The organism is Microbacterium sp. bgisy203, assembly GCF_057706945.1.
Window position 1 is genome coordinate 64,078 of the sequence record NZ_JBYIPF010000010.1, and the last position, 21,559, is coordinate 85,636.

The 21,559-nt window shown below is 63.8% G+C and carries 19 protein-coding genes; 10 read left to right on the forward strand and 9 right to left on the reverse strand.

Features of this window, described 5'->3' with window-relative positions; all coding sequences use genetic code 11:
• Positions 1-7: 7 nt before the first annotated feature.
• The 7 genes from AC3ENQ_RS12995 to AC3ENQ_RS13025 all read right to left on the reverse strand — a co-directional run bounded on the left by AC3ENQ_RS12995 (position 8) and on the right by AC3ENQ_RS13025 (position 6,105).
• Positions 8-478, reverse strand: a complete 471-nt coding sequence (locus AC3ENQ_RS12995) for a DUF7680 family protein (RefSeq protein WP_431805161.1) — start codon at positions 476-478, stop codon at positions 8-10.
• On the reverse strand, positions 475-3,753 hold the full coding sequence (locus AC3ENQ_RS13000) for an ATP-binding protein (RefSeq protein WP_431805162.1): 3,279 nt from the start codon (positions 3,751-3,753) through the stop codon (positions 475-477). Before AC3ENQ_RS13000 ends, AC3ENQ_RS12995 begins: the two co-directional genes overlap by 4 nt.
• Positions 3,750-3,965: a helix-turn-helix domain-containing protein gene (locus AC3ENQ_RS13005; RefSeq protein WP_431805163.1), complete on the reverse strand. Its 216-nt coding sequence runs from the start codon at positions 3,963-3,965 to the stop codon at positions 3,750-3,752. The genes AC3ENQ_RS13000 and AC3ENQ_RS13005 overlap by 4 nt, the downstream gene beginning before the upstream one ends.
• A 74-nt stretch (positions 3,966-4,039) precedes the next feature.
• Positions 4,040-4,801, reverse strand: coding sequence for a hypothetical protein (locus AC3ENQ_RS13010; RefSeq protein ID WP_431805164.1), 762 nt, complete (start codon positions 4,799-4,801; stop codon positions 4,040-4,042).
• A 61-nt stretch (positions 4,802-4,862) separates the two neighbouring features.
• The gene (locus AC3ENQ_RS13015; protein ID WP_431805165.1) at positions 4,863-5,273 is read right to left on the reverse strand and encodes a hypothetical protein; all 411 of its coding nucleotides are present in this window, start codon (positions 5,271-5,273) and stop codon (positions 4,863-4,865) included.
• A 29-nt stretch (positions 5,274-5,302) separates the two neighbouring features.
• Positions 5,303-5,698, reverse strand: a complete 396-nt coding sequence (locus tag AC3ENQ_RS13020) for a hypothetical protein (protein WP_431805166.1) — start codon at positions 5,696-5,698, stop codon at positions 5,303-5,305.
• 53 nt (positions 5,699-5,751) lie between these two features.
• Entirely contained in the window at positions 5,752-6,105 is a 354-nt protein-coding gene (locus AC3ENQ_RS13025; protein WP_279071127.1) for a MarR family transcriptional regulator, read from the reverse strand.
• Between the two features lie 251 nt (positions 6,106-6,356).
• Here AC3ENQ_RS13025 and AC3ENQ_RS13030 point away from each other — a divergent pair, with 251 nt between their 5' ends.
• Genes AC3ENQ_RS13030 through AC3ENQ_RS13045 form a run of 4 tightly spaced genes read left to right on the forward strand, consistent with a single transcriptional unit; the run spans position 6,357 to position 12,701 of the window.
• Positions 6,357-7,079: a TnsA-like heteromeric transposase endonuclease subunit gene (locus AC3ENQ_RS13030; protein WP_431805167.1), complete on the forward strand. Its 723-nt coding sequence runs from the start codon at positions 6,357-6,359 to the stop codon at positions 7,077-7,079.
• Complete coding sequence (locus tag AC3ENQ_RS13035; RefSeq protein ID WP_431805168.1) at positions 7,076-9,193, forward strand: hypothetical protein; 2,118 nt, start codon at positions 7,076-7,078, stop codon at positions 9,191-9,193. The genes AC3ENQ_RS13030 and AC3ENQ_RS13035 overlap by 4 nt, the downstream gene beginning before the upstream one ends.
• Complete coding sequence (locus AC3ENQ_RS13040; RefSeq protein ID WP_431805169.1) at positions 9,190-10,311, forward strand: AAA family ATPase; 1,122 nt, start codon at positions 9,190-9,192, stop codon at positions 10,309-10,311. The genes AC3ENQ_RS13035 and AC3ENQ_RS13040 overlap by 4 nt, the downstream gene beginning before the upstream one ends.
• A gap of 26 nt (positions 10,312-10,337) precedes the next feature.
• On the forward strand, positions 10,338-12,701 hold the full coding sequence (locus tag AC3ENQ_RS13045) for a TniQ family protein (RefSeq protein WP_431805182.1): 2,364 nt from the start codon (positions 10,338-10,340) through the stop codon (positions 12,699-12,701).
• Here the strand turns inward: AC3ENQ_RS13045 and AC3ENQ_RS13050 are convergent.
• Positions 12,655-12,939, reverse strand: coding sequence for a helix-turn-helix domain-containing protein (locus tag AC3ENQ_RS13050; RefSeq protein ID WP_279071115.1), 285 nt, complete (start codon positions 12,937-12,939; stop codon positions 12,655-12,657). The two genes, AC3ENQ_RS13045 and AC3ENQ_RS13050, sit on opposite strands and share 47 nt — an antisense overlap.
• Positions 12,940-13,058: 119 nt before the next feature.
• Positions 13,059-13,241, reverse strand: coding sequence for a hypothetical protein (locus tag AC3ENQ_RS13055; protein WP_431805170.1), 183 nt, complete (start codon positions 13,239-13,241; stop codon positions 13,059-13,061).
• A gap of 304 nt (positions 13,242-13,545) precedes the next feature.
• Here AC3ENQ_RS13055 and AC3ENQ_RS13060 point away from each other — a divergent pair, with 304 nt between their 5' ends.
• The 6 genes from AC3ENQ_RS13060 to AC3ENQ_RS13085 all read left to right on the forward strand — a co-directional run bounded on the left by AC3ENQ_RS13060 (position 13,546) and on the right by AC3ENQ_RS13085 (position 21,129).
• Positions 13,546-13,698, forward strand: coding sequence for a hypothetical protein (locus AC3ENQ_RS13060; protein ID WP_431805171.1), 153 nt, complete (start codon positions 13,546-13,548; stop codon positions 13,696-13,698).
• 121 nt (positions 13,699-13,819) lie between these two features.
• Positions 13,820-15,406, forward strand: coding sequence for an AAA family ATPase (locus AC3ENQ_RS13065; RefSeq protein WP_488185861.1), 1,587 nt, complete (start codon positions 13,820-13,822; stop codon positions 15,404-15,406).
• Entirely contained in the window at positions 15,403-16,491 is a 1,089-nt protein-coding gene (locus AC3ENQ_RS13070) for a hypothetical protein (protein WP_488185862.1), read from the forward strand. Before AC3ENQ_RS13065 ends, AC3ENQ_RS13070 begins: the two co-directional genes overlap by 4 nt.
• Positions 16,492-16,706: 215 nt before the next feature.
• A complete protein-coding gene (locus AC3ENQ_RS13075) occupies positions 16,707-17,921 on the forward strand; it encodes a GmrSD restriction endonuclease domain-containing protein (RefSeq protein WP_431805174.1) in 1,215 nt (404 codons plus the stop codon).
• Positions 17,921-18,976: an MAE_28990/MAE_18760 family HEPN-like nuclease gene (locus AC3ENQ_RS13080; protein ID WP_431805175.1), complete on the forward strand. Its 1,056-nt coding sequence runs from the start codon at positions 17,921-17,923 to the stop codon at positions 18,974-18,976. Before AC3ENQ_RS13075 ends, AC3ENQ_RS13080 begins: the two co-directional genes overlap by 1 nt.
• Before the next feature lie 395 nt (positions 18,977-19,371).
• On the forward strand, positions 19,372-21,129 hold the full coding sequence (locus AC3ENQ_RS13085; RefSeq protein ID WP_431805176.1) for a KAP family P-loop NTPase fold protein: 1,758 nt from the start codon (positions 19,372-19,374) through the stop codon (positions 21,127-21,129).
• Positions 21,130-21,559: the final 430 nt, after the last annotated feature.

Genomic DNA, 21,559 nt, shown 5'->3' on the forward strand with positions numbered 1-21,559 from the left:
CGTGTCCTTAGTCGGCGAGGAGGGTTCGGAGTGCCTTGCGGGCGCGGTTGCCATCGAGTCCCATGCACTTCGAGTACCAGTAGTAGGTCTCCTCGACGCTCATGGCATTGATTCCGGCGACGAGCGCCCGAACTCGCTCATGCTTGGCAATGGGTTGTGTCGCGAGCAGGATCAGCGCAAGGCGGACTCCCTCGGCTTCGCCTAGGCGAATGGGCGCTTTACGTTTGAAAGCCAGCACGCTCGGCTGGTGGCCTGCTTTGCGAACCGCGACGAACAGCGCATCGACCACACGGCCTGCCTGAACGGGCGTCGCGATGCTTACGGGAGTGGTCATTGCGCCGCCGTTCTCCCCGAATGTCTCCTCAAGGGTCACACCAAACGTCTCGCCTCGACCCGGCGTTACGACGAGTCGGAACCCTCGGACCCCTTCCACGAGCGCGAGATGGGATGCGGCGCGGAACCGCTTGACGGCACTCACTTGGTCACCTCGGCCGTCATGGTGGTGCTCTTCATGCCGAGGTTCTTGACGACCGTGTGAATCTGGCCGAACTGAGCATCGGTGATGTCCAGAGCGGGGGCGAAACGGAAGACGAGGGTGACCTCGCCCGCGACCTTGTTCGCGCCGGCGATGGCCTTCTTCACATGGTTGTACGCGGACTGGAAGTCTTGACGGTCGGCGGTGGCCTGGAACTGGACTCCGCCAGTGACTCCCTTGAACTCGGCGCGGATCATCGCACGAACGGTGATGTTCTGCTTCTGCAACATGCCAAGCGATGCGACCGCGAGGTCGATGTCGCTGGTGCCGGATGCTTCGTCGGCGGTCACCTTCAACGTCATCGTGCTCACGGTCGGCACCGTAAAGTCCGAAATCTGATCGAGAAGGCTCTGCATTGCAGCGCCGCCCGGGCCAGCTGCGTTGAAGGTCTTCGAGTTCGGGGTGCGGGTCGGTACCTCGATCTCCTGCGCATCGGCTGCTTCCCGGCTGAGGATTCGTAGGCCGTCGAGACCCTTGTCCTTGATCGCGGATGGCGACAGCGCCCGGATGCCCGGTGCGGGCTCTGCATCGAGGACGACGAACCACTTGTAGTCGCTGGCTTGCACCGCAGTGGCGAGCAGCTCTAGGACGTCCGTCTTGGTGGGCTCACCGCCGCACTGGGCTTCGAGGCGGGAGCGTATCTCGGCCCCGGTGAGGTCATCGTTCGTGATGACAGCACGCAAGTCGGTCTGGGTCGGCTTGCGAACGAGCAGGCCTCGTGACTGTGCTTCGGAAGCGGTCATCACCTCGGCGTCAGGCTTCATCTCGGGTGAGAAGCCGGCCATCGTGCTCGCCGTGAAGGTCTTGCCCGTGCCCGCGTCGTAGTAGACCCAGTTCTCGTTCTTGACGCCGTTGACGATCGCTTCGCGAATCAGGTTTGGGTTGCGGACGATCTGGATCGTGTGGTCTGTCCAGAAGTAGTCGGCGATTGAGCGCGTTGTGGCCGAGCTCGCGGCGTGCCACGTCTTCGACCGGAGGTATGAGGCGGTGAAGGGGCTGCTACGAATCTTGTCTTCATCTTCAAGCAGGCTCAACACTGCTGAGGTCGCGTTCTTCGTATCGCCTTGCGCCTGTGCTGGGAGCTCGCGGTGGCGGAGATAGCCGGTGGCTTTATCGCCGGAGGGAAAGTAGATGTGTTTGTAGCAGCGGGTCACCGCGATACGGGCGTTGAGAGTGGCTTCCTTGTTGAAGACCTCCACCTTCTTGCGCACTTCGTCGCTGAACTGTGCGAGACGGGCGGCGTCGCTGGCGAGGTTGCTGGATGCGATCAATGCTCGTGCTCGGTCTTTCAGCACTTCGACTTGCTCTTCATCGGGGACCGCGAACACCACGGCATTGCGGTAGGTCCGCGGGCTACCAACGGAGCCGACCTTATCCAGCATCTCGACGACTGCAGCAGGTGGCTGCTCTGCGCTCTTCTGCGTGACGGCCACGACGTTGTAGTCAAGCACGACCACTCGCAGCCCGGCTTCGTCGTGAACCTCGGCAGGACCCGACGGGAAGTGCACGGCCTTGGCGCCACCATCGTTGGCGAACGCATTGCGGATGAGTGTGTCTACCATCGCAGCAACTGCGGTATTGGCGACGTTGCGCTTCTCGGTCTCGATGATGGCGTTGACGTTCGGTTCGATGTTGAAGCGCCAGCGCCCACCGTCGAACGACAGATGCCAGAAGACCTTCTCGGACTCCGTGAGTGCCTTCTCGAAGATGGCGGTGTCCTCGCCCGGGCGGAGCGTGCCGACTATCCAGTCGTTGCGGCCGGCTCCTGCGGTCGCCACCATTTCAAGCGAATGTGTGAACACGGTGCGGGCGACGCGAGTGGTGTAGGCGGGTTTGCCAGGGAAGACATCGGCGTCCACTGCTGCGGCGTGCGACTGCTTGCCCGCGAAGTCTCCCTCGGCCACGGACGCGTACTCGGCCCGCCCGAGACCATCGGTGAGGTGATTCAGCACCGGATTGTTGTCGTAGTCGATGTCACCAACGTTGATGATCGCCGTGTCATCGTTCGTCGCGTAGATGTTCGCCACAACCTCGGCCAGCAACTTCAAAGCGCCGCGTGCTCGCTGGAACTGTGTGATGTTGCCGAGGCGCTTGTCGAGGACGCGGACGAGCTCGGGGTGGAATGGGTACGTCTTGGTGACCAGCTCGCCGTATGTCGCAGGGTGTTCGGCGCCCCCTGCCAACTGCTCGGTCTTGCCGAGTGTCTCGTACAGGTCTCGGTAGGCGCCGCCAGCAGCGGTCGCAGCATCCTGATCGACTGAGGCAAAGATGCGCTTCTTGAGGATTTCGCCGATCTCGTTGTCGTCGGCAGGGCGGATCACCGCGGATGGTTGCACGGCGCGGGTCAGTACGTCGCCGGTCTCTTCAGCTGCTTTGACGGAGGCCGCGTTCGCTGCATCGGCCCGTTCCTTCTCATCGCCAGTGAGGTCGCTGATCTCGGTGGTCTCTGCGCCGAAGGCGTTGGTGGTTGCAGCCAAGGTGATGATGACTGAGACCCGATTGGTCGGGTCAGACGCGACCTCGAACAGGTTCCCCAGGAACACCGGGATCGCGCGGGCCATACGACGCACGTCCTCGCTGCCCGAGGAGGACACCGCTCGCAGGTACTTGGCGATCTCGTCCACGATGACGATCGTTGGCTTGCCGCCGAAGGCCGCCTTGATGGTGCCTGTTCCCGGCGCCGTGCGCTCAGCGTCATTGGCAGCCATCACCGAGAAGGCGTCGTCACCGATCTGTGCCGCCATCTCGCCCCACAGCGTGTAGGTGCGGTGACCATCGGTGTCGACGCCGGCGGTGGGGTCGAGAGCATCGCCGACGAGCGCGGCAACTTGAACAGCCCCGTCCGGAAGCAGGCTCGGGTCGATGAACTCTGCGATGTTGGCGGGTCGCGCCCCGCCAGCTAGGTGGTAAACCGCGGTGAGCCCGTGGGTCTTGCCGCCACCAAAGGAGGTGGTGGGCCGCAAGACGCCGTTCTCTCCCGCCACGCCTTTCGCCCCAGCAACACGGCCGAAGGCCTTGGTGAGAAGGGTCTTCAGCCCGGAGGTCGGGTAGGTCTGAGCGAAGAATGCCTCGGCGTCGCCGTACACCGGGTAGTGCTCGGCGTCACGTACAACCTTGTCGAGCTGTGCCGCGAAGTGGTTGTCGGCGAGACCGCCCTGAAGTACGTCGTCTCGCGGCACGCAAGCGGTGCGCAGTGGGACCAGATTCTGGTTACTCATGCGTCTTCCTTCCCGGACCCGGATTCAGCAACTTCCCGAGTCGCAGCGCCGCCGCCCCGGACCCAGGCATCGACCTCGCTTGCTTGAAACTTCCACAGGCGTCCGACCTTGTGCGCCGGCATCCCCTTCTCGGAGATGCACGCGTAGATCGTGTCTTTCGTCACGCCCAAGTGCTCGGCAATGTCGTCGGCAGAGAGCCACGGCTCGGACATTCACGCCCCCATGCGGATTGAGCCGGATGTATCCGGGTATGGCCGATCCTATCTGCCCCTTTCGCGCCGACGTGCTAACCAGGCCAGGCGACGTACTCGACCGTCTGCCCATGGTCATGCGCCATCGAAACGAAGGCGCTCGGATTCGTCGTGCGGACTGTGATCGGGTCGTCGGGTGCGTGGTGCGGAAAGAGCTGCCCCAGTCCCAGTCGGACGTCGAGGATTCCGATCGCGCCAGGAGTGGGGTTGTTGCCGACAAAGATCAGCCATGCCGACCCACCGAGGACGAACCCGCGATCTGGAATGAATCGGAAGCCGCGGTCGGTCGTGCCCACGCGGAGAGTGATCCCGCCAACGGTCGAGACGAGCCCGAACGAGGTCAACGCCTGCATCGCCGTCATCACGCGGAAGGGGACGTCATTGGCGGCCGAGGTGTTCACCCACTCGTTTGTGAAGCGCTTGCTGAACTCCTTGTACGCTTCGGGTTCACCGTCCCACGCCATCTGGTGCGCGGTGCGGTCGTACGCCGCGCCGCTTCGAACCTCCCACAGACGGGCAGGACCGAGAGCAGCAACGACGAAGCCCGCGACCGTATCGTCCTTCAGTTGTTCCAGGACGACGTCAACTGGCTCATCACGTAGGGCGATGACATCTCGAAGCCGGCCATGTGGGTCGCACCCCGTCACACCTACGGCGAGGTCCGAGCGCAGGATGGCGAGCTTTGCAAGGCTGGAGTCCTGCGGGGGCCGACGTACGCCGTCGTCCCAGGTGACGAGTGTGTCGGCGGCCATGGTGATTCGGCTCTCGTCGTGGATTGCGGCGACAACCAGCGTCATGGTCGTCATGGTAGCCCCGGGCAATGACTCGTCCGGATCGAGGTGGGTTTGGGTACCCGCGCTATTCACGATCGCGAGATCCGTGGGCGTCGGCGTCCATACCGAAGGCACGCAGCAACGTACGTTCGAGGTCACTCATCGGCTCCGACGTCACTCCGGTGATCTCTGCACGCAGCTGGCCGAGCGCAGCGTCGATCGCAGGCCGGTTCTCATCGCGCCAGGCGCGGACGCCGGGGTCGCGGAGGAGGCCAGATTCGGCGCTTCCCTCGTGTTCGAGGAGTAGCTCCGCGTCGATCACCGACGCCATCACACGGGCATCGACTTCGGCGGATGATCGCAGGATCGACAGGTGGGTGACGGCGTGCGACCCGGACATCTCGATGCGAAATCGCTGGATGTCGCCGAACTCGGTTTCCTCTGTTCCGGCATGGGTGACGACGACAGAGCGGTCACCGATGACGATCTTTCGCACGCGCCCTCCTTCATCCGAAATGAGCCGGCCTACTCGGCTTCAGCGCGACCCGCGTCGGTCGTGATCTCGATACGGCCGGGCCTGACGATGTCGTCGTGTCCGGGGATGAATGAGATCGTGCCCACCCTCGTCCAGTAGCTGATGAGCCAGCGGTGCAGGAGCTCGAGCTGTTCTCGACGCTCGAAGGCCGTCCGTCCCGGATCCACGATCGTGGCGTCCCAATCGTCGATCTCGAAGACAGCGTCGATGAGCTCGGCGCAGGTTGGTCCCGTTCCGTGCGCGTCCCACCACTCGATAGTCGCCAGCCCAGCGCGATTCGCGGTAAAGGCGCCGCCCGGCTCGTCGATCGTTCCCAGGAGCGCGCCGAAGTACGGGTCCTCCACTGCGGTCGCGAACGACTCGTAGCGATCTTCACCGACGCTCATAGAGGAAGAATGCCATACCGATTAGGCATCCAGGTGCTCGGTTGAAGTGGGAGCTACCGTCCCGCGGGCGTTGGCTCCCATTGGATCGTGAAGGTTCCGGCTGCTCGCGCGTCAGCCTCGGCCTCGAGTCGCAGTGCGTAGTCCCACGTTGGATGCACTGCACGCTGGTAGATCCTGATCCGCTCAGGTGTGACCTCGTCGGTGCGCCGGACAAGTCCCAGCTGCTTTAGGCGTTTGAGCAAGGCGTGGATCGTGCTGGTCGACAGTCCAGTGGCATTCGCTACGGACGGAGTAGAGAACTTTCCGTCCGAGGAACGCGCGATCTCGGCCATCAGCGCGAGCATGTGGTTGCTGCCAAAGGCAAGCTTCGAGAGCTCCTCGCTCTGTTCGCTCGGCACGGTCTCCACCGCCTCATTTTCGCATGGGGCGCTCAACGCAGCAGGAGCATCGCGGGACGTCATCCAACGGCGTGGCGCATGTTGTGTATCTGACGCCCCCAAGCGTAAATGTCACATTCACTACTCGCCTCCTCCGCCGTGCGAGAAGCCCCAACACGAGTACCTCGGCCCGCGTGTCGAAGCTCCGGATCTTTGATGATGTCCGTACGTTAACGACTCAAGAGTTATGACTCTATGTTCGTGATTTTTAGGAGATCGACATGTCAGCGTCCTCGCCGCGTTACACGCTGAGATTTGATCGGGATGACCTCGAACGGGGCGACCTCTCGGACCTAGACGCTCGCCACGTCTTCGAGGCCGAGCCTCGGCGGACGTTCCGCTGGCATCGCGGACAGCGCCACTACCCAGGGCGCTACTGGTCCGCGACAACCGAGGGCTTTGTCGGATACGAAAGCCGCCTCGAACTCGCGGCGCTGCTCCTCGAGGACTTTGACCACCGAGCCGTTCGCATCGCCTCGCAGCCGTTCGAGCTGATCGCCGACCGGGACGGTGTCGATCGAAGCTACGTGCCCGACTATCTGATCGAGCACGACGACCACCGATTCACGGTCATCGAAGTCAAGCCAAAGCGCCGGCTCGAGGACCCTGAGATCGCGGGTGCTCTCCGGTGGGCGGGCGACATCATCCAGTCGCGCGGGTGGGCATACCGGATCGTCACAGAACCCGCCCCCGCACTGCTCTCCAACATCCGGTTCCTAGCGGGCTACAGGCGTCCCTGGCAGTTCCCTCAGCGAGACGTCGACCTGGTCGAGGAAGCCACTCGCGAGGCACCCACACTCGGCGCGGGTCTGCGGAGTGCTGGCGTCGCCTTGGGTGACGCTCCCTATGCGCGAGCGGTCGTGCTGCATCTGCTCTGGCGCCGCTCGATTCTCTGCGACCTCACCTCCGCCCTTGCCAACCACACCCAATTAGAGATGCCATGAGCCATAGCTTTGATATCCGAGTCGGCAGCACCGTCTCGTACGACGGTTGCCTCTGCACCGTCATCGAGATCGCCGGCGATGCCGTCGTCCTCGTCGACGGCGCCAAGAGAACCCGACGGGTTCGACTCGTCGAGCTCCTTCGCGACGTGATGGACGCATTCGGACTGCCGTCGGAGGAGGCCGCACTCACACCGCTCGCGCTGATCTGGGCGGACGCGACGGAAGCGCAGCGCGATGAGGCGCGAACAAAGGCCGCGCACATCCGCGAGATGCGCACGGGCTTCGCGTCGGGGCTGCCGACACTCGCTCAGCCGCACGAGCCGCGACCGGAGTACAACCCGAAGCTCACAACCATCCACGAGCGTCGCCGCACGAAGGCTGTTGAGCTCGGTGTCAGTCCGAAGACGTTGAAGCGCTGGGATGATCGGTTCGACGAGGGTGAAGATCTCGCGCTGCTCGACTTTCGGAAGACATCGTGGACGCCGGCGCTCTCCGGTCTCGATCCTCGCTGGGTCGACATGTGCCGACGAGTGGTCGAGGAGAACGTGCGCGGCGCGAAGCGCAGCGTCACGACCACGCTCGCGATCGTGTTGGCGAGGGTCAACCGGGAGTACCCGGATGCCGATGTGCGGATCCCCTCCGAATCCACCGCTCGCGACGCGGTCGCCGAGCTCACCCGCGGCAAGGGAACGTTCGGTGCGAGCATGCGGGCACAACGATCCATCAACACGCGGCCGCCCGTGCCATACGGACGCTTGGTCGCGACAAGACCCGGTGAGTATGTCGTCCTCGACACAACACCCCTCAACGTCTTCGGCGTCGCCCCGGTCACTGGCAAGTGGATGCGCGCCGAGCTGACCGTTGCCCTCGACCTCTACGACAGGTCGATCCTCGGGCTTCGCCTTGCGCCTGTCTCGACCAAGGCGGTGGATGTCGCGGGAGTGCTGATGGAGGCGCTCATGCCCCGCGAGATGCCGGCGGAGTGGGGAGACCGAGCGACCTGGCCGTTCCACGGCATACCCGAGAACATCGTCATCGATGTCGAGAACCTCAAGGCGCTGCGGTTCCGGCGTCCAGGCATCCTTCCCGACACGATCACCATCGATCACGGTAAGCCGTTCATGTCGATCCACGTGGCGAGCGTGTGTCAGCGACTCGGGATCTCCATCCAGCCGGCGCACGTCTATACCGGCACCGACAAGGCGTGGGTGGAACGGTGGTTCCGCACCATCAACGAGGTGCTGCAGGAGCTACCCGGCTACAAGGGCTCAGACATCGCGTCGCGGGGGGAGGCGCCCGAGGTTGAAGCCGTCTACACGATCCCGCAACTGGAGCAGATTCTCCGGGAGTGGATCGCGACGATCTACCACGTGCGCCCTCACGACGGACTTGTCGACTCGCAGCTGCCCGCGGCCAAGATGAGCCCGGCGCAGAAGTTCGAGCAGGGCATCGCGGTGGCCGGCCGGATCCGCGTGCCGTCGAACCCGAATCTGCTGCTCGAGATGCTCCCCGTCGTGAAGCGCAAGTTCAACCACTACGGCGTCGAGGTAGGCACGCTTCGCTACAACGGCGACATCGTCGGGAAGTACTACGACCGATCGCGGGCGATGGCGAAGAGCAAGCGGAAGTGGCAGTTCTCGGTGAACCCCGACGACTTCTCGCAGATCTACTTCAACGACCCCGACGACAACTCCTGGCACGTGCTGCGTTGGGAGCACGCGCCGAAGGTCCCGGTGCCGTTCAGCTTCGACGCCCTCGAGTACGCCAAGGGCATCGCTCTCGACCGTCGCAACGGTGTGAATGTGTCCGAAGTGCTCGGTGAACTCCTCGAACGGTGGGGTGCCGGCCGTGCGAGCACGCCCGCCGAGAAGCGCATCAGCGCGCGACTTGCCGCCCAGCTCGCTGAGACCGCGGATGGTCCGGACAGCCCGTTCTTCCCCCACATTGCAAAGCAGATCGCCGCGCAGATGGCCGAACCGGACCTGGGTGAGGAACTGGGGCTGGTCTCGCTCTCACCAGCACTCGCGAGCCAAAACGACGATCCTCTCGCCCCCACCGCTGACGAGCTCATCGACGAGGACCTCGACGACATCGACCTCCTGGAGGACCTGTGATCCTTCCCCTCGAGCGCGACGAACTCCTCTCTCGCTGGGAGGGGTGGCGGGACTTCGCCGAAGCGCCAGCCCTTGAGCAGCCCGAGCGGCTGTCGGCGAAACAGATCGAGGAGCTCAGCGAGGACGCGCGTGTCGCCTACGACTACCACCGCGAGCGATACCACGCGAACTTCCTGGTGAAGACTCCGCAGGTCGTGAGGCTGAACGGACGCCTCTGGGACCTGCTCAATGCGAACCAACAGGGCCCGTCTCGGGTGAAGGGCGCCGCGGTCATCGACTCGCCACCCGGACTGGGCAAGACCACCGCAGTCGACGCGTTCGGGCGGGCGTTCCACCAACGGCAGATCCTGCGGCACGGGCGTGACTTCGACGACGGGCAAACGCTCCACATCCCCGTCTGCAGAGTGGCGTTTTCCGGGAACACGACGACGCGTGCGTTGAACGAGTCCATCCTGAACTTCTACAACCATCCTTCCGCCGACGCCTCGAGGAGCCGATACCTGCGCAACCGAAACCTGGCTGCTTTGGCAGCCGAGTCGGTCCGCCGTCACGGCACGCGGTTGATCATCGTCGATGACGTGCACTTCCTGAAGATCCACACCGACGAGGGAGTCGCGCTGGCCAACGAGCTGAAGTGGCTCGCCAACGAGTACCCGGCGACCTTCCTATTCACGGGCGTCAACATGAGCAGCACAGGGCTGCTCAGTGAAAGCAAGACCGACAAGAAGCTCGCGATGTCGCAGATTGCGCGGCGTTGGACACGCCTGACCCTCCCGCCATTCGCGCACCCGGTCGGTGAGCACCGCAAGACCTGGATGACCTTGCTCGGCGCGATCGATGCGCGCCTCGTGCTGGCCAACGCGCGACCGCACATGCTCCGTGAGCAAGCGGACTACCTCTACGAACGCTCAACCGGAATGATCGGCTCGCTCTTCAAGCTGATCACCCTCGGTGCCGTGCACGCCATGCGTGACGGCACCGAGGAACTGACCCGTGCGGTGTTGGACGAGGTCGACATCGACGTGGCGGCGGAAGATGCGCGGGAGGTCGTTGCGATGGAGCTCGAGGAGAAGAAGCTCGCCGCCGCCAAACGGAGCAAGCCTCGGCCCGTCGCATGAGCCTCCGGCGCTTGCTGCACGTGGCTATGCCGCTCCCGGATGAACCTTTCGACTCCTGGGTCGAGTTCATGGCCCACAGCTATGGGGCCACCGTCGGCGAGATGGCTCGAGCGCTCGGACTGATCGGGAGCGACGGGTTGCCCGCCGCTGGATCCCAATCCTCACGGGCGTGGTCCACCGCGCTCGAACCCCAGCAACTCCGCAACCTCGAGCTGACGACCGGCCGATCGGGCGACGAGTTCCGTGCCATGACCCGCACCACGTTCGCCGCGAACGCCATCCGCCTCACACCTCAGGGACGCATCAGCGCGTCCTGCCCGGCCACGGGAGTAGCCGCCCGCTACTGCCCCGAGTGCCTCGCCGACTCGGGGGGCCGCTGGCGCCTGTCCTGGCAATTCCCGTTCGGGTTCGCCTGCCCACGCCACAAGCGCCTCCTCGTCGACAGGTGCCCGGGATGCACCCAGCCTCCCCGGCTCCTCGCGCATCACCTCACGCTCGTTCCGGAACCCGGGCACTGTCACAACAGACCGCGGACCGACCCGCCGACGTTCGGCGCGCGTTGCGGAGTCGATCTCACCTCGAGCGAGGAGTTCGTGGCGGCGGACTCCGAGACTCGCGAAGCGCAACGTGCGATCTTGAGGGTCATCGCTACCGGCGTCGGCGAGTTCGGCATCTACGCCGGCGGTCGACCGAGCACCGTCCAGGTGCTGTCCGACATGCTGCTGCTGTCACGCGCGGCACGACAAGCGCTCGTCGACGGAGAGCAATTCGAGTGGATGCCTGCGGGTCAGGTTGACGTGAGACCGATCGCGTCTCACAAGCGCACCGGCAAGGTGGATCTGCGGCCAAGCACTGCCCGAGAAGTTGCTCTCGGCAACACGATCGCCTTCGTTGCGCTGCAGTCGGGCGACCGGGTCACTGACCTGCTGCGCGGACGCGTCAGCGTCCACACCGCGCTCGATCACTACTCCCCGCCACTGCGCGATCACGTGAGCCGTGCGCTCGGTCGAATGAGGCGTCCTACTGCGACCCTTCAGGCGGTGACGATGTCGGTGGTGGATCCGGCCGCGAGAGCCGCAAAGCTTCCCGCCGTCCTGTGGCCCGAATGGACCTCACGCCTCGCACCGCGGCGTCTGGATGCGGAGATCGCCGGCGGTGCGCTGGCGGCGGCCGTGGTCTTCGTGGGCACCCGCCTCACTCACGGCTCGGCCATCAAGCTCCTCGATCCCGCAGCTCAGGGACGCCAGGTCAGCCACGTCATGCGCTCGCTCGGACGCAACGCACCGGAGGCTGACACCATCCGCGCGATCGCTCGCCTGGCTGCGCTCCTCGATGAGACCGCGACCCCGATCGACTTCTCACGCCGGCGGGTCATCGACTACTCCGGCCTCCTGCCCCGCGACGCGTGGCACGAGATCTGCCGGACCGCGAACGTGCTGCCCGGTGGGGATCGGCGATGGCAGACCGCTCGCGCGCACCTTTATGCCCTACTCAGCGGCAATCGCGTGGCGCGGGCGCCCTTCGCTCACGAGGCGAGCTACCCCTCGTTCGCCGAGATTCGTTCGTTCCGTGACGGACTGCCGGAGGTCGTGTCCAGTGTGCTCAATGATTGGGCGACCGCATTCCTGAAGGCACGGCACGTCGACGAGCCAGTGGAATGGATGCCGGACCTCGAGTTCGCCGGTCTCGCTGTTGATGTCTCCGCGTCGGGTCGAAGCGAATGGCCGCAGGCTCGCCCCGCGCGGGGCGTGGTTAGGCCGAACCACGCGGTCGCGGCATACTCCGCGGGACGGTCTGTGCGAGAGATCGCCTTCGAGCACGGTGTCGCCCGTCAAACCGTTAGCCGCGTGCTCGATGAGGCTGGCGTCGAGCCCCGCATCGGTCGACGGAGGGCTGACATCGATGTGGATTGGCTGCGGCAGCGGTACATCGACGAGCGCCACACCATCCCCGAGATCGCCGCCGAAGTCGGCGTGACGATGACCACGATCAACCGCCACCTCGAGGCCGCCGGGATCCCGCGTCGAGCCCGCGGAAGCGCGAGCAGAGCGACCGCGATACGGGTTGACCCGCGCGCTGGCGACTCACCGCTGCTGCGCCGGATCCTCGTCGGACAGGACGCCACGCAGCGCGCCGAACGATTTCTCATCGTCGCCCGTCACGACACCATGACGGCCGCCGCGGCCGAGCTTGGAGTGACGCTCAGCATCCTCGCGAACCAGATGAGACGGATAGGGGTCGATGCCGGCGGCCCGCTCATCCAGCGTGCGCTTCGAGGTCAGCCCCTCACCCTCACCGAGCTCGGCGTCGAGGTACACAACGAGTTGTCGCGCGCCTTCGGCCTCAGCGAAGCCGAAGATCCGGCGCGTCCGGCGGAAGGATCTCAGTGAGCTCGACGCCGAGCGCCTGCGACATCGCGAGCAGAGTGCGGATCGTCGGGTTCGCCGGCGTGCCCGGCTTTGACTCGCCCTTCTCGTACTTCTGGTACGTGTAGCGCGTCAGCCCCGACCGGTAGGCGACGTCCTCCTGGCTGAGTCCGCGCTCGTGGCGGAGTCGTTGAAGGTTCGTGGCGAGTTGGCCGGCGTAGTCGCTCCAGGCTGCATCCTCGGGTCGGGTCCGCTTCGCCACCGATCCAGCGTTCCCGCGACGGGAGGTCGGTATGGCCTAATCGGTATGGCTTTCCTGCGCGGTTTGCGCATACGAGATGTGGGGCCCGACGTTGGCCGTGCGCTCAGGCCCCACAGTCGCTAGCTGCGGATGCGCTGCGATGCGGCACCGGCCTCTGAGGCGATGCTCTTGAAGAATCGCTTTGCGTCGCGCCGAAGTGCGGCTTGGAAGCCTGGTTCGCGCCACACGTCGAGGGCATGCTGGGCGGCGCTGGCGAAAGCGGTCGCGAAGGCGCTTCGCGGGGTTGCGTCGATGAGGGCCATGGGGTCACCTCCTCCCGAACTCGTGGGTGCCGACTAGGACCACGCTGGATCGGTGGTCGATCGCGTGACTTCGAGCTCGAATCGTCCCGCGCGCGACCGAGAACGCAAAGTCGATCAGGATATGCCCGTCGGCGGAGCGGGTCAAGAAGCGGTGCGACAGCGGCGTCGGGAATTCGGTGTTGACGGCGAGTCAGCGTTGCCCATATTCTGATCAACTTTGCTTCGCGCTGAGCCGACCTTCGAGACGGATGGCGTGACCCAATGATTCAGCGGGCGACTACTCGATTCGAAAGGAGGTGAACTCATGGGGAAGTACAACCGCGACCAGAACTGCTGGTCTCGTGGGGAGGTGAGCGACGCCCGTCTGCACCAGCACTCCGGACCCCAGCACGCTTTCGGCGGCTGGGAGAAGGTCAGCAACGGGGACGGCTCGTACTGGATGCGCGAGACGCACTAGTGGCCCCGCGTGTCCCGCTCGCTGCACGCCTGGACGTCAGCGAGCGGGACACGATTACGCGCTGCTTCGTAAGAAGCAACCGACTCAATAGCATCAGACCGCGGCAACGAAAGGGCGCACGGTGGAGAACCAAGATGAAGTCGTCGAACGGGACTCGGCTGGCGACCCAGGGGCCGTGGCGCGCAAGCCCTACGGATCGGACTGGGTAGGAATTGACGGACGAGCCATGCGTGCTCGTCGGGACGCTCAGCGTCAGCGCGCGAAGGAAGCCGTTGTGCAAGAACGAGAGCGCCGCGAGAAGGCAGAGGCCGAGATCCTCGCGATGTCTGACGACGGTGTCCTGGGCTCCGTCAATTCGGCTCCGCACGATTCCGCAACGGCCCCACACGATTCCGCACCGGCTCCGCGTGCTCCGCAGCAGCGCGCGCGCCCGACGGCGCTGATCGAGCGACTCCACATCGAGAACCTCCGGTCCTTCTCAGGGGCTCACGACGTGGAGTTGGCGCCGCTCACTCTGGTCTACGGGCCCAACTCCGCCGGGAAATCGACCGTCCTCAAGGCTCTCAGGCTTCTGATGCAGACAGTCGACGCAGGACGGACCGATGCTCTTCGAGCGTGGGACAAGGCCTTCGAAGAAGCAAGCGCGCGCAACCTGATTACCTACACCGAGCCCGATCCCGAGGATCCGAGTGGGTTTCAGTGGCAGTCGCCGCTTGTCCTCGGTGTCGACTTCCGAACCCGGGACGGGCGTCTCGCCACAGCGGAATTGAGCTACGACCTCAACCCCGTGGGATCGATTGACTTGCATTCCACCGCCCTGGCAGTAGTCGGGGAGGAGGAGGCTTCACGCAAGCGATTCATCCCGGAGGACTTCACGGATGACCGCGACCCCTTCCACCCGTCCGACTTCGGCAACGGTCTTCTCACGCGCTATCGGGTCGGCGAGAGCCACGGAGGGTCCGACTGGGTAGAAGAGTCACGACTTGTGGACGCCGAGCTGTTCGCACATGAGGATCGGAAGCTGCAGTCTGATCTGTTCGAGATGGCGTTCCTGCTTCGTTACTTCGGGCCTCACCGTGGCGAGCCAGGCAAGAGCTACGACCCGGAGCGAGGTGTCTACAACTCGGACTGGTTTGAGTTCTTCGGCAAGCCTCGGCGCGCCGGATTCAGCGAGTTCGACCTCTTGAACCAGATGCTCGCCCAGCTCGAGGTGCCGTATGTGTTCGAACAGGACGCACTCGCGCGACTTCGGAGCCCGATCCAGCAGACGTGGATCATGAAGGATGTCCGCTCCGGCGCCCCAGTGGCACTGGACCAGGTCGGCTATGGCGTAAGCCAGTTGCTCCCAGTCGTTGACGTCGCCGTTCATGCCGAAAGGCAGGTCATTTGTGTCGAGGAGCCCGAACTGCACCTCCACCCTCGCCTCCAAGCGCGGCTCGGAAACTTGTTCGCCACAGCTGTACTTCGCGGGCGCAACCAGGTGATTGTAGAGACCCACTCGGAGAACATCCTTCTCCGTGTTCGAAGGCTGATTCGCAACGGGAAGTTGCGTCCTGATGAAGTTGCAGTCCTGTACGTGGACAACGTGGATGAAGCCGGTGCAACAGTTCGCCGCCTGCGACTCGGAGATCGTGGCGAATTGCTCGATCCTTGGCCTACGGGATTCTTCGACGATGGTCTCGCAGACATCCTAGGGATCACCGAGTGAGTACCTCTCCGCAGGCACTTTTCCCAGTAGCCGTCGATCCTGATGCTCTCCGGGACTACCCGACCGATAGAGATCGAATCGTGCATCGCGAGGTCATCAGGACCTTGGAGCGTTGTGGGGTCTTGCATGTCGCAGAGGCCGATAGCGCGGAGCTGTTCGAGGCAATCAAGGGCCTCGGTGACCTTTCGAAGACTTTGTGGCGAAAGCTCCTCTATGCGCTCAACGACCTGAATAGATTTGAACAGCCTGACGGCCCAACCGTTCGAGAGTTGCTGAACCAATGGACACAGGGCACTGGTGCGTATGGCGACGTTCGCCTTGTCGTGGTCGGCCGCGAGGCTGCGGGCGAGTGCGGCGTTGATGACGTCACCGGGTTCCGGTCCGGTGGGGGCGTCGATATCGCGATCGCCGACAGCATTGACCGAGCACCGTCAGTAATCGAGGCGGAGCGCGCTCACTTTGCGCCGGGCACCCCTCGCCAAGCGATCGCGGATTTCATCCTCCACCCACTCGCAGCGCGGTCACGGTCTGTGACTGTCTTCGATCCCCATCTCTTCGACCACATGCTTGGGACGGCAACGCCTCGTAGAGCGAAAATAGGTGCCGAGTGGGTTGAGCAACCCAGCGACCATGTCGAATGGTTGGTTGGAGAACTGTCGGTCACGCTGCCGGCAAATGCCACGATCATCCTGGTCGGTGATTATCCGACCGATCGACGAAAGGACGGCGCGCTGCTGACCAAAGAAGTAGCTCGCGCCAACATCGAGGCGGCATTGGCGAAGTCGTTGGCGAGCCGAGACCAACCAATCAACGTCAACTATTGCCTCGTCCAGGCGCCAAAGCGGGATACCAAGGTCAGCAATCGCTATCTCACATTCGATTGCGGGTTCGCCTTCTTGGTCGATCACGACTTCTTTCGGCTTGGTGCAAGTCATATCGAGGGACCGGAAGACTTGCTTCTATCTCTATTGGGGCAGGAGGCGCAGCAGCGGGTCCGCGACCTCGCGACCGGGTACGCGAACTACACACCAGAGAGCGCCCGACTCGCCGGGCAGGTTAGCGCCGGCCAAGCAACGGGTTCTTAGGTGGTCAGCACCCTCGGGCGATGACCTTGTTCGAGGCCTATTCGCTGCTCGGGTGCTCAGTCCCGAGCGATTCAGCGAACGAGCATAGGCACGGCCAAGTCAGAGCCGCGTCATCAACTCCGCCAGACTACGCTTGGCTCGAACTGGGCGGGACCGGAACCATCGGTGAGACCGTCCGACGAAGACCTGCCGATTGTGAAGGACGAGGCCCCATAGTGTCAGCTAGTCTGCTGCCCGGCGAGCAGATCAGTCTCGCGTCCGCCGAGCCAATCAGTGACTCGGAGATGTCTGACGCGGATATCGCTGCGCGCTATGCGAGCGGTGAGATCCGGATCGTCACCGATCAAGCTCGCACCCAGTTGGCGGAGCTACCGGCCGTTCTCCGCTCAGGGCGGTGGCAACTCCAGCCCGATTTTCAGCGCCGCAGTCGTTGGTCTCCAGGGAAGCAGTCGCGTCTGGTCGAGTCGTTCATCATGAACGTGCCGGTCCCGCCGATTTTCCTTTACGAGTACGAGTACTCGAAGTATCAGGTCATGGACGGGCTTCAGCGACTGACAGCCCTCTCCGCCTTCTACAACAACGAACTCGTCCTTACAGACCTCGAGTACTGGCAGGTCCTTGAGGGCAGAACGTACGAAACGCTTCCCCTTCAGTTGCGTCAGGGGATCGATCGTCGCTACTTGTCGAGCATCGTTCTGCTGTATGAGACGGCCCAGAATGAATCTCAAGCCGATCGCCTCAAGGAGCTGGTGTTCGAGCGGATCAACAGTGGGGGTGAGCCGTTGACGCCCCAGGAGTCGCGGAACGCACTCAGTAAAGGTCCGCTGAATATAGTTCTCCCCCGGCTTGCGCGCACTCCGAGCTTTTGCCGCGCTTGGCGGATTCCAGTCCCGGACGATGATGAGGTGGAAAACGGACACTTCGCCGAAGAAGTGCTACAGGACGAACGCTTCCGTCAGATGGAAGACGTTGAGATGGTGTTGCGCTTCTTCGCTCATCGACAGCGCGGTGCCGAAGCTGCGCCACGGCGCCTTCGTCCTTTTCTCGACGAGTACTGGACGCGCGGGAACCGAGAGTATTCGATTGATCTGGTTGAGCAGATCGGCGCGATCTTCACCGCCACCTCTGATCTCGCCGAAGAGGTCCTCGGCGAACGGGCGTTCTACATTCGGCGCGAGCGCAACGGACAGCGCTCGTGGGTTCCGCGGCCGACCCTGCTCGCGTACGACTCAGTCATGGCGGCGTTTAGCAAGCACCTCGAGCACGGGCCGGTCTTGAAGGAGCAGCGCCATGAGGTGTTGGCAGGACTAGAGCGCTTATATGACGAGAACGCCGCCGCGTTCGATGGTCGCCGCACAGACCCAAAGGACCTCGCGATGCGCGACGAGCTGATCGAGCAGCTTCTCGACTCAATCGTCGCCGAACACTAATGGACGCCATCTCCGAGTCACTCGATATCGACATTCTGAGGCTACGATCCGAGCTGGAGCTCCACGCAGTCTTGGACCGGGCCTTGCAGGATCGATTTAGCTCCGATGTCAGGGCGCTGACCGAGTTTGACCGGCGCGCGCGCCGCATGACGTACGCGAGCGTGGTCGTCGGTTGCTACGGACTGATCGAGCAGACCATGGATCAGCTGCTAATCGCTGTAGCCGAGTGCCTGAACGAAATCTATGCAACTTCCGGCGACCTGCCCGAGACCGTGCGCGTGGAGCACCGTCGGCTGATACTGGAATGCCTTCGGAACGGCGACCGCGTGCGAACGAGGGTCGCCGTGGATGAGCTAATCGCAATCGCGGCACTTGCCGCACGTGATGACGAGCCTCCGAACCTAGTTCCGGGCGTCTTCACATATGCGACCGCGAACTATCGCTACCCATATTCGAACGACCTTCTCGCTCGACTCTCGATGCGGATGGATCGGGAGCCGGATGCGCATGAAGCAGCCGACGCATTGAACAAGGCGGGATTCGCAACTTATGAGTCCTTCCTCGAGGACCTAGTCCAGCGCCGCAACGAGCTCGCCCATTCGTATGCAGAAGATGCGATCGTGAACCCCGATCTGCTCGAGGCCTACGTGAGCATTGTCGCGGCCTATCTCCGAGCCGTGGTCCGACATGTCGACCGCGAGCTACTTGCGCGCGTCGCGGTGGAGCGTGAAATGAAGATCGGCTCGGTCGTCAAGGTCTGGACTGGGCGCGTGGGCATCGAGATGAGCGCACGATCAATCTCTGTCGGCGATAGGTTGCTCCTGGTCAAGTCCGGTCGCCGGACGCTTCACCGGGTTGCCTCGCTCCAGAGCGAGGGCGAAGATGCTGAAACCTTCAGCGTGGATGGCCCCACGCCGATAAATGTGTCGGCGCAGGTCGAGCTCGTCGAGCAGGCGGCCGAAGGATCGGAAGCGTTTGTCGTCCCTGAGGCGTGGCTACGGTACTGGATCGATGACGAAGTCGCGGTCGCAACGCAGCCGTCAGATGAAGGTTGACTCGCGGTTGCGTGATTTTGCAACGGCGAAGTCGGTCGCACCTCCTCGCTGAACAGGTCGTCGTGGACAAGTCGACTGAGGAATCGGGCCCACCATCGTGGACATCTTCGGATCTACTCAGGCGGTTTGCTGCGGCTCCGGGAGACATCTCTGAGCGGTTCCTACAGTTGTAGGTTCCACGCCGAAATGACATATTCCACGGGTAGTTGGCAGGCACTTGGCATCTCTGCCAAGTGCCGTGGACACGCGCTTGTGGCTGAGGCGTGTGGTTCTGGGGAGGGAGTCGGTTCCAGTCCGTAGGGTCGGAACGCTGGCCTGGGTTGAGTTGCGAAGCACTGGGGGTTGTTGTGGGGTCAGATTTTCGGTTGTGGTCGGATGAGCCATCGGCGACAGACTTGCTGTCGTTCGATGCGATCGCGGACACCGTGGTCGATGCGCTATTCGACGGTGAGCTGGATCCAGTTGCTCTCGGTCTTGAGGGCGCTTGGGGTAGCGGCAAGACGACGGTGCTGCATCTGATTGAAAATCGGATCGCCACGGAGAACGTGGATGGTCAAGTGGTTGTCGTGGTTCGGTCGAACCCTTGGCAGTACGACCCGGCAGTGGGCGCCAAAGAGAGTTTGATAGCCGAGATCCTCGGTGCGTTGAGTGCTGAGTTTGACGCGTCCGACCCTGTGGGATCGGCGGGTCTGACTGCACTGAAGGCGCTGGTGAAGCGTGTCAACTGGTCCAAGGCTGTGAAGACGGCGGCCCGAACGGCTTTGACCTTGCAGCTTCCGTCGTTGGACGACGTCTTCGACTTGGTCAGCGACGACCCTGAGTCACTCGATTCGCCCAAGGGCATGGCGTCTTTCAAGGAGGAGTTCCAGAAGCTGCTGGCCGACCCGGCGTTGGCGCATGTGTCGCGAGTCGTCGTGTTGGTCGACGACCTCGATCGATGTCTACCGCCGACTGTGGTCGAGACTCTCGAGACGATCCGCTTGTTCCTGTCGGTCCCGGGGATGTGCTTCGTCGTGGCTGCGGATGAGGCGCGGGTCGCGGAGACGATTCGGATGCATCTTGGAACACCGCTTGTCGGGGACGGGCGAGAGAGTGTTGCGAGCTTGTATCTCCACAAGATCGTGCAGACGACGGTGCCAGTTCCGGCATTGAGCGCGTTCGACACGCGGGCATACTTGTTCCTACTTCTGGCGAAGCAGGAGTGCGGCAGTGATGATGCGTTCGCAGAGCTGGTGCGGGCGTGTGGTGAGCTGCGCGTCGCTGCCGGGAGCCTCGATGACCTGGAGCTGCCGGCGGATGGTTCGTTGCGGTCTGCGATGCAGAGCGCGGCGAGGTTGACCCCGATTCTGTATGAGAAGTTGCAGGCGAACCCGCGTCGAATCAAGCGGTTCATGAATGACTTGAACGTCCGGCAGTCGATCGCGGATCGGCGAGGGATTGCATTGTCGCCGGATGCGGTCGCGAAACTCATGGTGCTGGAGCGCACGTTGCCGACCGACTTCGACACTCTGCTCGGTTGGCTGAGCGCGGGGGTGCTGCGTCCCCGGCTGGAGCGTTTGTCCGAGGTCGCAGAGTCCGGCGCCGCCGCCGATCGCGGGGACGCAGATGATGGGGAAGGTGTCGACGAAGAGTCGTTCTCGGCAACCATGATCCGGTGGGCCAAGCTTCCGCCTGCCCTCGACGCGGCTGCGGCTGGCGGGTACTTGACGCTTGCGGCGGCGTTCCATGGTCGGCTGCTCGTCGACGAGGGGCTTCCGGAACAGTTGCGGGATATCGCTGCGGCATTGGCGTCAAGGTCGCAGATCGAACGTGAGGCGGTATCTCAGGACGAGCTACAGGCCTTGCCTCTGGGAGATGTGTCGGTGCTGCTCGATCATCTCGGCCGACGCCTCCAGGACGAGCCGGGCGTGCAGTTCGCGGCGGTGAACGCGATCATCACACTGGCGCGACTGCATCCGGCGGTACAGCAGGAGGCGCTCGTCGCCCTGGCTCGGCTGCGCGCGACCGATGTGAATGCCTCGACGGTGATGCTGTTCCGTTCCATCGAAGCTCAGTACGTCGATGTCCTTGAGGGGTGGCGCGTGGTGGGTGCCGACGATACCGACACCTCGAAGGCGCTGACATCGCTGCTCGGGCCGGTGGTGGCGTCCTGATGGGAACTAGTGGTGTGTACAAGGGAGGCGGCGGTGCAGCGGCTGCCGGACTGAGGGATGCGCTGAGCGACTGGCTTGACAGCGCATCCGCGCCATCGGCTCCCGCAGCTGGCGGCCCGACGATCGACGGGCGCCTGGATCCGAAGCGTGTGGGCGGGGCGTTGCGGTTGTGGTCCGGCCCGTCGGGTGGTGGCCGATCGGGTCGCGCTGGAGGATCCGGGAGCTCCGGTGGCGGCCGTTCTAGCGGCGGCGCGCAGCGCTCGGCCGCACGCGTAGCCGGCCCAGCCGGCAGCGCTGCGACTCTGTCGACCGCGTACTTGCGGGGTGAGCGCGCACCGTTGGAGGCGGCCGGGCTCGACCTCGATGAGCTTCGCGCCCTTGATGATCCGCTCGAGGTGCGCCGGCGCATCGTCGAGGCCGCGTTCGAGTC